The organism is Paenibacillus sp. GL_099_B (assembly GCF_057835695.1).
The window spans coordinates 1,160,046-1,172,333 of the sequence record NZ_CM174430.1; the positions used below are offsets into that span (position 1 = coordinate 1,160,046).

The window sequence follows — 12,288 nt, forward strand, 5'->3', positions numbered from 1 at the left end:
GAGATGAATATTAACTTGCAGAAAAAAATTGCGCTGGTCACTGGCTCCAGCGGAGGAATTGGTGCTGCCATTGCTGGGGCATTGGCTCGTTGCGGAGCAAAGGTGGCTGTGAATGGCCTGCATAATATGGATCGGGCGGAGGAGGTCGTGGCCGCCATCCGGGATGCTGGCGGTGAAGCAGCTGCATTTCAGGCAGATGTGACTGATACGAAGGCCATAGAATCGATGGTTGGGGATATTACGCTCCGCTTCGGCGGTCCCATTGATCTGTTGATTAATAATGCAGGGCATCTGGTTGAACGGAGCCCCATTGAAACGATGAGCGAGGAGCTTTACAGCCGGATTATGGATGTCAATCTGAAGAGCGCCGTATTTGTATCCAAAGCGGTCATTCCTGGTATGAAAGCGGCTGGAGGCGGCCGAATTATCAATCTGACCTCGGTAGCGGCTCATAACGGGGGCGGCCCGGGTGCAGCTATTTACGCAGCCTCCAAGGCAGCTGTCATTGCGTTAACCAAAGGACTTGCCAAAGAACTGGCTCCTGGCGGGATTACAGTTAATGCCCTATCACCGGGCTTCATCGGGCAAACGGCATTCCATGCTACGTTCACCTCGGCGGAAGGTCGAACTTCTGCAGTAAGCAGCATCCCGCTTGGACGGGAAGGGACTCCCGATGATGTCGCAGGAGCGGCGCTGTACCTGTGTTCCGAGCTGGGTTCTTTTATAACCGGAGAAACGATTGAAATCAATGGCGGAATGTACATGCGTTGATGCTACACCATTGCGATAAGGAGGGGACGATACGATGGAAGTGAAGCGGAAGCTTGCAGAAAGACCGTTGTACCAACCAATCAGCGGGCCGTTCCATGTGGACTATGCTCCTGATGAACATACCGTTCTGGCAGAAAATCCGCCGAGATTTACCTGGATGGCGGCGCAGCAAGAGGATGAAAATGCCTATCTGCTGCAGATTTCGGTGGGGTCTTCTTTTCAGGAAGGAGAGACGATGACCTTTGCGCCGCTCCCGTATAACTTTTTCACGCCGGACCGGGTGTTTGAACCTGGGGATTATTACTGGCGATATGCGCTGCTTGTGAACTATCCAGTGCAGCAAGATAGCGAAGCCAAAGCGGACGCTGTGCTGGGTAAGCAACAGGAAATGTCGGCATGGAGTGAGGTGAGGCGATTTACGGTACCAGCGGGATTACCCGAGACACCGATACCTTCTCGGGCCCAGCGGTATGTTGCCACGGACACGTCTCACCCCCGGTTATGGCTCGGAGAGAGTGGGCTAAGGGCACTTACGGATGGCATTGCGTCAGATGCTACATATTGCGGCTGGGATGTGTTTATGGCAAAATCCGTGGAGCCATGGGCCAACCGCGAGCCGATCATCGAACCGCAGCCTTACCCGGAGAACAAACGTGTCGCTCCGCTCTGGAGGCAAATGTACATTGACTGTCAGGAAACGTTATATGCGATTCGTCATCTCAGCATCGCTGGGAGGGTGCTACGTGACGAACGGTTGCTTGAAGCAGCCAAAACCTGGCTGTTGCATGTGGCGGCTTGGGATACGGAGGGAACGACCTCCCGTGATTATAACGATGAGGCGGCTTTTCGGGTCGCAGCGGCGCTGGCTTGGGGCTATGACTGGCTGCATGATGAGTTGAACAGTGAAGAGCAAGAGGTGGTAAGGCGCAGTTTGCTGCGGCGGACAGAACAGGTAGCCCAGCATGTGATGGTTCGCTCGAAGATCCATCATGTGCCTTATGACAGCCACGCTGTGCGTTCATTATCCTCCGTGCTTGTGCCCTGCTGTATGGCCTTGTTGCATGAGGAGCAGCAGGCTGCAGAGTGGCTGGATTATGCGATCGATTATTATGCCTGCCTGTACTCCCCTTGGGGAGGAAGTGATGGAGGTTGGGCCGAAGGCCCGATGTACTGGACAACAGGTATGGCCTATGTGACCGAAGCGATGAATTTATTGCGAAACTATGCTGGCATCGATTTCTTCCGTCGGCCGTTCTTCCAGCGTACCGGAGATTTTCCACTCTACGTGTACCCGCCCGACGCTCGGCGCGCCAGCTTTGGAGATCAGTCTACGCTGGGTGACCCGGTAAACTTGAAAGCGGGCTATCTTGTCCGCCAACTGGCAGGTGTTACAGGAAACCGCTGGTACCAGTGGTACTTTGAGCGTGTACGCCAATCCGATCCGGGGACAGAGGGAGCTTTTTATAACTACGGTTGGTGGGACTTTAACTTTGACGACTTAGTATACCGCCACGATTATCCGCAGGTGGAGGAAGAGTCGCCTGTGGACATCGAGCCGCTCAAGTGGTTCCGTGATGTGGGGTGGGTAGCCATGCATCACCGGATGGACGATCCTGATGAGCATGTTATGCTGCTGCTCAAGTCGAGCCGTTATGGCTCCATCAGCCACAGTCATGCGGATCAAAACAGTTTCACCCTACATGCATTCGGTGAGCCGCTCGCGGCGGATACGGGCTATTATATCGCGCACGGCAGCTCCTTTCACCGGGAATGGCGCAGGCAGACACGCTCCAAAAACAACCTGCTGATCGGTGGAACAGGTCAGTATGCCGAGAACAACAAGGTGCTGAACATGGCCGCAACCGGGCAGATTGAGGAGGCCTATTGGCGGGATGGCGATGGTTATGTGCGCGCGGTAGCGACCGATGCCTATGCCAGCACCGTACCCCATGTGAAGCGTGTTGTACGGGAGATTCATTTTCTGCAATCCTCCTATTTCGTCATTGTGGACCACATTGACCTGGAGAAGCCGGACAGCGTTCAATGGCTGTTCCATGCACTGCACCCGCTACAGCTGAAAGGGCAGAGCTTCCGTCTGAACGGTAATAAGGCGGGGCTTGAGGGCACGTTTGTATATGCTTCCTCCGGTGAGCTGGTGCTCAGCCAGACGGATCAATTCGCAGAGGTGGACCCGGCAGAGTACGAAGGGTTGGAAAGACATTATCATCTCAGCGCAGAAACGCGGCCTGCCACAAGCCATAGAATTGTGACGCTGCTTGTGCCGTACAAGATCGAGGAGCCGAAGTATGTCCCCTATTTCATCGATGACCAGGATCACGGCATCCATCTCTATTTTACCGACAACGGTGTAACGAAGAAGATCGAGGTATCCAAGACGTACTAGGGAGTGCTGACCTAAAGAAAACGCAATCTCATCTAAAACATCCCCATTGTTGCAGGCGGTGGGGATGTTTTAACATCTATTTGAAAGCGCTTTACCAATGAGTGGTACCTAAATCAGGATGAAAAGAGGGGTAGCATGAAAAAGTGGATGGTCTCAGGCATGGCGCTATTGCTGGCGGCAGCTGTCATGACGGGGTGCAACAAAGGCAGCGGAGCGGCATCCGGTGAGGGCGGGGGAGACGGTAAAACGAAATTCTCCATTTCACTACGTACGCTGGCGTATACCTATGTGGAGAAGTCACCCGACATTAACAAGGATCAATGGGTGAAGAAACTGGAGGATCTGACCAATACCGATCTAAAAATTGTCCTGGTGCCCCACAAGGAATATGAACAGAAAATGGTCCAGATGTTTGCCACCAATGATATTCCTGACGTGGTGCAGGGTGACGGCGGCGTTAACGGCAAAGAGATGGCAGGCTCGGTCGAAGCCGGGGTATTTCAGCCGCTGGATGAACTGCTGCAGCAGTACGGGCAAGATTTGCTCAAAGCCGTGCCGAAGGAAGCCTGGGACCAGGTAACCCATGACGGCAATATCTATGCCATCCCCGAATATTTATCCAATCCATCCCGCCGGGCAACCTGGATTCGCAAAGATCTTCTGGATCAAACGGGACTACCGGTGCCAACTACGGTTGAGGAAACTATGGACGTTTTACGCGCCTTTAAGAAGCTCGGCGTGGAGAATCCGTATATGGGACGTGAGGATTTCAAATATGCAGATACCTTTTTTGGTGCCTATGACGTCCAGCAATTCCTGTCCATGATGGAGCAGCAGGGCGACCAGGTTGTACCGAAATTTATGGATAACGAGAATATGCAACAAGCCCTAACTGTCTATAAGACGATGTACGAGGAAGGGCTCATCAACAAAGAGTTCGCCACCATCAATTCCACTGTATTCAAAAACACGATTCTCTCTGGCAAGGCGGGTATGTGGTCCATGAACGCCAACGAACTGATCCAATGGGAGAAGCAGATTAAAGCGTCGGTTCCCGATGCCAAAATCGAGATTATCCCTTCCCCTGTCGGCCCCGACGGAAAGGGCGGTTATTATTTGTACGGTCCGGTGACACGTGCCTACTTTATTAATAAGGATGCGGCTGATCCGGCTTCCATTATCCGTTTCTTTAACTGGATGGTGTCTGACGAAGCCGAGAAGTTTTTCACATACGGCACAGAAGGAGAGACCTATACAGAGGATAATGGCGTGATTTCATACACAGCTCCAACAGACTCCGCTGGTGTGGACGAAGAACGTTACCGTCAATCGTTCTTATGGTTCGTACAGGACACCACGTACAATAAAGGCTCGTTATCGCTGACAGAAGAAGGCAAAAAGCTGATGAATATTTACGATACCATCTTAGCCAAAGAAGGTCGGGATGGCATCAACTTTGATCCGCGTTTGGAAGCTTTTGTACAGAATCCCGATATTGCTCCTAATTCGGATACACCTCCTCAGGTATTGCTCACACACATGATCAAGATGGTTTATGGTAAGGAGCCAATTTCCGATTGGCCAAAAGTGGTAGAGGAATGGAAATCCAAGGGCGGCGATCAGGCAATCAAAGAAGCCACGGAGAAATTCAATAAGGGTGAGGGAGTGTCGGCACCGCGTCGCTAGATAAGCAGAATGAATGGAACCAGTGCAGTGAGTCAGGTGAATACGGAGGGGATACAAGTGAATGACGTGTTCAAAACGTGGAAGAAGCGGGTTGTACTTGTTGCCATGTCTGTCATACTCATTAGCGGTATTACCGTTCCCGTGCATGAAGTCCGGGCGATGGAAGACGCTGTTCCTCATTCTATTTTAAATACTACGCAGGAAGAAAATATCCCAGATCCAGAGGGCCCAGAGCTGGAGATTTACGCGGAAAACTTTGATGACCCGGACAATTTTGGCTCTACAGGCGGAATTGCACTGAGAGCCCCTTGGCTGCAGGAAGGGGGAGGTGGGAGCAAGGCCAAAACGTCATCTTCCACAACCGCACCCTCGCTACCCAACATGATCAAGATTGACGGAACCGATGCACTCGCCCTGCCACTTGATCTGACTGGATACGGAAATATCCGGCTGAGCTACTACACACGCGCCTCATCCTATATCAGCGGAAGCATTATTATCGAATGGTCGAAGGACGGAGGCATTTCCTGGGCAATGCTGGAGACATTTGAACTTCCCCCAGGCACTCCAGAAGCGAAGAATAAGGAAGGGAATATGCTTAAAAGCTGGACGCTGAGTTCGGAAGCGAACAATAACAGCACGGTGAAAATTCGTTTTCGGACAGGAGATGCCATGCAGGCCAACATGTATATCGACAATGTTGCCATTTACGGTCAGGCTATTCCCGGTATAACGCCTGCCCCATCCCCAGTGCCGCCTGGAGAGGAGAATACTGAGTTTACGCCACCACAAGGAGTGACTTTATACGAGGATGTGGAGATTGGCACGGCTGGTGGGCGAGCAATATATTCATCCATTGCTGTTCCCGAGACAGCGGGAGCTGAACCGATGCCTGTCATGGTCTATATCCATGGAGGTGGATGGAATCACGGGGACCGAAAGCAGGCATTAAACTCCATATGCAATTATGTACTCAAACGCGGTTATATCGGTGTATCTCTGGACTACCGGCTGACGCCTGAGGCGCCTTTCCCTGCCCAGATTCAGGATGTAAAGCTCGCTATTCGATATTTGCGGGCCCATGCAGCCCAGTACAATCTGGACCCGAGTCGTATCGGCGTCTGGGGATCATCTGCGGGCGGCCATCTGGCTGCATTGCTCGGTACAACAGGGGACATGGTTGCTGGTGACACCGTAATGCTCGATACAGGAGTGACGGTAGATGTACCTGATCTTGAAGGTTCTGGTGGATGGGCTGAGTATTCCGACAAAGTGCAGGCCGTCGCTGACTGGTACGGACCCGCTGATTTTACGACGACATTTGCTAATAACTATAGCTCGGTCACGGCTCTTCTTGGCGGGCATCGTGCATTCGATGTACCGGAGCAGGCCAGACTTGCGATGCCGGGAACTTATGCTTCACCGAATGATCCACCGTTCTGGATTCGGCACGGTGATGCTGATGCTACCATTCCCTATACCGACAGTGTTACTTTCGCGGGACAGCTTCAATCTGCGGGTGTCCCGATTGTGGATATGAAAGTCGTACCCGGTCAGGGGCATGGATTTACAGGGACGGCTTCCGAGGTTACCAATGCGGAGGCGTGGGCCTTTCTTGATGAACATGTGAAGAACCGGATCGTTACGGAGCCAATTATTTTCAAAAGCAATCCCGAAGACACTTCTTCTGGAGATGAAGAAGAGGATGAAGAAAAACCGTTGATTGAGAAGGTCATCGCCAGCAAGCTGCCAAGCGACGATGCGGCGATTGACAGCGGCAAGCCTGACCTGAATTTTAATCAGGCTACGGGCTCCAGCACCGGATTACTAAGCATCTCTTCCACTCCGTCGACCAAGAAATACGTGTATTTCAAATTTGATATGACCGGAAATGAGCCCGAAGGAGATCGGTATCGACTACGGATTGCCGCCAAGAAAGGCACATCGAATATCGATACAGAGTTGTCTCTGTACGGTTTGAATGCAATAGACTGGAGCGAATCATCGTTAACCTGGTCGAATGCCCCGGTCCAAAGTCTCAGCGAAAGTTCGCTGGTTGGCAAATTCCAAGTCACGGCAGATCGTAATGGAAGCCCGGCCGTCTATGAAGTTGATGTAACCGATGTTGTGAAGAGTCGTCCAGATACGGGGCAGGTTGCATTTTTGCTCGCGGATGCGGGATCAACAGGTGTTTCCGTGAACGTATACACCAAGGAAGCCAACGGAACGAGCAATCCGCGTCCACAGTTATCGGTCATTGCTTTAATCGAAGAAGGCAGTGACACGCAGTCACCAGAATGGGAGCAGGGAGCCGAGCTGGAGATTCGCAACTGGGGAACGTATTTTGCGGAACTGAGATGGCCTGCTGCCAGCGATGATACGGCTGTATCTGCCTACCGGATATATCGGAATGGAGTTTTGCTGGCTGAACAAGGTAAGCAGGCATTCCGTGATAGCGGACTTACAGCTGGAACATCGTACACGTTTCAAGTGAGGGCGATTGACGAGGCGGGCAACATCAGCAGTGCTCTATCAACCGATTTGACCACCCTTGCCGTTCCGGTATCGTCCCTGCCTGTTGCTTCCGTCTCGGCAAGCGGTAGCGACGGCAACCTGGCGACCAATACCATTGACAATAACAGTTATACACGCTGGTCTGTTGCCGGAGAGGGGCAATGGATCACGTTTGATCTGGGGCAGGCACAGCAAGTGGGCTATGTTGGGATTGGTTTTTACAAAGGTAATGTCAGGAAGACCTTCTTTGAGGTAGAAACGTCTGTTGACGGTAATCATTGGACCCAGGTATATGGCGGCGAAAGCAGTGGGGATACAACAGAAATGCAGGCATTTGATATCCCGGATACTTCTGCACGTTATGTACGGATCACCGGGCATGGCAATTCTGATTCAAGTATTTATACGAGTCTGACCGATGTGCATCTGTATGCCCCTTATGCAGGGGGAGGAACGCCTGTTGCCCTGATTCCATACATTGAGCCACAACCACCTGAAGGGACGGTGCCCTTTATCGCTCCAGGACTGACGGAGACAGATGGAACACCGCATACTATCCATTCTCCTCATGCTGTAACTGGACGTACGATTGATGTACGGGATTACGGAGCAGATCTGGCTGATAATACGAGTGATGACCGACCTGCAATACAGGCCGCCATTGATGAGGCTAACGCTGGTGATGAAGTATTTTTGCCTGATGGAGTGTACAATTTGTTGTCCGGGCCGGATGGAACCACCAACCTGATGCTCAAATCCGGGGTGAACCTGAGAGGAGAGAGCAGTGAAGGAACCGTGCTCAAGACATCGCTGGATCAGATGACGAGCAGCGCCGTCCTGAAAGCATCGGCTCAGCATAGCATGCTCGTATCCAACATGACCATAACTTCATCCTGGTCCGGCAGTTACACGACCGATCACAAATCCAATAATCCCTCTGCAGGCGGGCCAGATAGCATGATCCACATCGCTAACTATGGTGAGGCTCCATCGTATGACATTACGATAGACGGCGTGATTGTGGAGAAATTCAAACGAATGGCTATCCGCATCGAACACAGCCGCGATGTCGTTGTGAAGCATGCAACATTCCGCAACGCAACAGATCTGGGCCCTGGAGGTTCAGGCTATGGAATTTCCATTCAGGGAACGGCCAAGACCGATCGGCTTGGCTTTGACAATGATACGATATGGAATGTGGTGGAGGATAGTACGTTTGAGGGTCCTTATCTCAGACATGGAGCGTTGATCCAGTTCGTTGCCCATAACAACGTACTGCGTGGTAATACATTTAACGGAACGAAGCTGGATGCTATTGATCTTCATGGTGAACTGGAGTATTTGAATGAAATCTCGGGCAATGTCATTACGGATGTGTTGACAGGCGCAGGGATTGGACTTGGCAATACAGGGGGTTCAGCACCTAGCAATCACAGCAAGTCGGGCAAAGGAAACTACATTCATGACAACACGATCACGAACAGCCAAATCGGCATTTCGGTAACCATGGGCACCCCCGATACTTTAATCGAGGATAATCTCATCGAGAATACAACTACGATTGCAGATGCGGCAGGAATCAAAGTGCTGAATGGACCGGGCACGGTGCTTCGCGGTAATGTGATCCGTAACAATACCGCTAGCGGATACTGGGGCGTGCGGCTTGAGCGCGACAAAGGCGATGCCGGAGCAGGCAATATTGGCGAAGGAAACCCCGAGAATGTGTTAATTGAAAATAACCGAATCGAAGGTAACACAAACGGAATCGGACTCTTTGCCGGAGTCGGTATTCTGCTGAAGACCAACATTCTAAACAATGTGAATGAGGACTATTACAAAGCAGCAGGTGTTACAGTTACCGAGTTATAAAGGATCAGAACAAGTAGCCTAGCAGGCGTCTATATAAGTTGAAGCTCAATTTTACACTTAAACGGAGAGTGCAGAACCAATTTGAAGAAGCGAAGCGTTCGCCTTTATCACCGGATTTTTTCCCTTGAGTAAAGGGAATGATGAAAATCTGGGGATAAGAGCGATCGGAAAATGGTACTGCAATCGGAGTGATCAGGTGTAACATTTATAGTTTAACTTATGTAGCCTGATGGGCTACTTTTTGTTGTGAATCATTTATTTAAGATTCATTAAAGGTTTGTCCTCTACCATGGTTTCATAAGCCTAAGTTGCTTAACAGAAACCAAGAAGGAGGATTCATCATTTGAATAGTTTACTACGTAAAGTTGCAGTAACGGCCTTGTCCGTGACGATGGTAACATCATCTTTTGCCCTGGTAGGAAGCCCGAACGCTGCGTTTGCCGCAGAGGACACAAGCACCAGCACAGGCGTCACGCAAGCCTATGAATCGTTGTTCCAAACGGACAACGTCATTGATGTGAATGTTACGATTGATGATGCAGACTGGAAGAGCATGCTCGAAAGCCCGCTGGATAAGGATTATAAGAAGGTAAGTGTGGAAGTGGACGGCAACAAGCTGGATAACGTTGGTTTCTCCACCAAGGGTAATCTGACTTTGAAATCCGTAGCTTCGATGGAAGATTCCGACCGTTACAGCTTCAGACTGAAGTTCGATAAATACGACAAAACACAAACCCTGCTCGGTTTGGATAAAATGGTCCTGAACAACAACTACGCTGATCCATCGTACATGCGTGAAGTTCTTCATTATGAAGCACTGCGCAGCATTGGCATGGATGTACCGATGACGAACTACGTTAACTTGTATATAAACGGCGAACTGGTTGGTTTCTATACCGGGGTCGAAGCAGTAGATGACAGTTACCTGGAACGCAATTACGGTGAAGATTATGAGGACGGTGTCCTCTACGATACGGATGAGAAGAGTTACCTGCAATATTCAGAAGGCAGTGACTACAGCACCATCACGGAAGATTTGGGTACGGACGAGAATAAAACCAAACTTAAAAACTTCATCAAAACGCTGAATGACATGCCTGAAGGTGAAAAAGGCGATATCGAGAGTGTGCTGGACGTGGATTCGGCACTGAAATATATCGCGGGCAACATGGTCTTTGGCAACTATGACAGCTATAGCGGCGACAAAGGGCATAACTACATGCTCTACGGCGATGCTGATGGCAAATTCACAGTTGTACCTTGGGACTTTAACATGTCCTTTAATGGATACTCGGGTGGAGGCGGACGTGGAACAACAGGATCAACGACGACCAACACCAACGCAACAAACGTATCTGTGGACGAGCCAGTACTGGGCATTAGCATGGAAAATGTACCGATGATCAACAACCTGTTGGCCGTGCCTGAGTATAAGGAAAAATACTTGAGCTACGTCAATGAGTTGACAGACTATATGGAAGGCATCCAGGACCGTATCACAGGTCTGGCTGACATCATTCGTCCATATGTAGAAGCAGATCCAACGAAGTTCTACACAACAGAGCAGTTTGAATCCAACATCGCATACTCTGCCAACGCTGATGCAACAGGTGGCATGGGTGGTACACCACCAGAAGGATTCGAAGGCATGACACCGCCAGAGGGCATGGAAGGCATGACACCTCCCGATGGTACAACGCCGCAGGATGGCGCAACGGGAACAGGAACAATAGACAGCACAGGCAAAACCCAGACACGTCCTGGCGGTAACTTTGGCGGAGGCGGCGGTATGGGCTCCATGGCAGCTGGATCGCTGACGACGTTTGCCCTGAACCGACTTGCCAATCTGCAAGAGCAGCTTGGACGCGAAGTAACACCTTTGCCAGAGACTTCAGAAGATACAGGCACGGATAACGGAACTGGAACAACAGACAAAGCGATTACTGTATCCCTTGATGGCAAAGCGATTACGTTCCCGGATCAGGACCCGCTAGAGCAAAGTGGCCGGGTTATGGTACCAGTGAACGCCATCCTTGAAGCTTTGGGTGCAGAAATAACGTGGGACAAAACATCGAAAACTGTAACAGCCGTTCTGAATGACCAGACGCTTGTGCTCCAGATCGGAAGCAGTACGGCAACCGTGAATGGTGAAACGCTCGAAATTGATGCACCAGCCATTATCAAGAACAGTCGCACGCTTGTGCCGGTACGCTTCATCTCTGAAGGACTGGGACTGACCGTGGATTGGGATCAAACGGCTGCACAAGTAACACTTACATCCAAATAAGAAATCTCCCCGGTAAAGCAACGTTGTTCTAGGGAGAATAAGAAAAGGGATCCGATGGTCAGATCGAATCCCTTTTTGGTACAATGAGGAAAAGGAGGGGATATATATGGCTCCCGATAAAACAAAACTTTTCCCTAACGACAATATTCGTACCGTTTGTTACATTCAAAATTTGCCGCCGCGCTCTAATGTGCTGATCGGTGATTATACGTATTATAGTGACAACAGTCGTCCACCCGAGCAATTTTATGACCGCATTCAGCATCATTATGATTTCCTGGGTGATCGTCTGGTGATCGGTAAGTTTTGTGCAATTGCCGAAGGCGTGACATTCATTATGAATGGCGCCAATCACCGGATGGAGGGCATGACGACCTATCCCTTCAATATTTTTGGTGGTGGTTGGGAGAGAGTGACCCCTACGCTGGATCAGCTGCCTTTTAAGGGAGACACTGTATTGGGGAACGACGTCTGGATTGGGCAAAATGTAACCATCATGCCGGGTGTCACTATTGGAGACGGTGCCATCGTCGCTTCCAATGCGACAGTCACCAAGGACATCGAGCCTTACACCATTGTGGGTGGCAATCCTGCCAAGCCAATCAAAAAGCGCTTCGACGAGGAGATCATTGCTTTACTGCTGGAACTGAAATGGTGGGATCAGGATGAGGCGTGGTTGGACACACATTTGGAACGACTGGTCTCTACATACGATCTCCAGACATTGCGTGAGCTTCTGAAGAGCAAGTAGGTTGAT

Annotated in this window: 6 protein-coding genes; all 6 read left to right on the plus strand. The window is 50.7% G+C overall.

What is annotated here, in order from left to right; all coding sequences use genetic code 11:
* Window positions 1-3 precede the first annotated feature (3 nt).
* The 6 genes from AC3ITG_RS05315 (at window position 4) to AC3ITG_RS05340 (ending at window position 12,282) form a co-directional block, all read left to right on the plus strand.
* Window positions 4-771 (plus strand): SDR family NAD(P)-dependent oxidoreductase, encoded by a 768-nt coding sequence (locus tag AC3ITG_RS05315; protein WP_489253047.1) that lies wholly within the window; start codon window positions 4-6, stop codon window positions 769-771.
* 34 nt (window positions 772-805) lie between these two features.
* Window positions 806-3,175: a DUF4962 domain-containing protein gene (locus AC3ITG_RS05320; protein ID WP_489253048.1), complete on the plus strand. Its 2,370-nt coding sequence runs from the start codon at window positions 806-808 to the stop codon at window positions 3,173-3,175.
* Between the two features lie 135 nt (window positions 3,176-3,310).
* A complete protein-coding gene (locus AC3ITG_RS05325) occupies window positions 3,311-4,861 on the plus strand; it encodes an extracellular solute-binding protein (protein ID WP_489253049.1) in 1,551 nt (516 codons plus the stop codon).
* 57 nt (window positions 4,862-4,918) lie between these two features.
* Entirely contained in the window at window positions 4,919-9,244 is a 4,326-nt protein-coding gene (locus tag AC3ITG_RS05330; protein ID WP_489253050.1) for an alpha/beta hydrolase fold domain-containing protein, read from the plus strand.
* 343 nt (window positions 9,245-9,587) lie between these two features.
* Complete coding sequence (locus tag AC3ITG_RS05335) at window positions 9,588-11,531, plus strand: CotH kinase family protein (protein ID WP_489253051.1); 1,944 nt, start codon at window positions 9,588-9,590, stop codon at window positions 11,529-11,531.
* A 106-nt stretch (window positions 11,532-11,637) separates the two neighbouring features.
* Window positions 11,638-12,282 (plus strand): Vat family streptogramin A O-acetyltransferase, encoded by a 645-nt coding sequence (locus AC3ITG_RS05340; protein WP_489253052.1) that lies wholly within the window; start codon window positions 11,638-11,640, stop codon window positions 12,280-12,282.
* The last annotated feature ends 6 nt before the right edge of the window (window positions 12,283-12,288 follow it).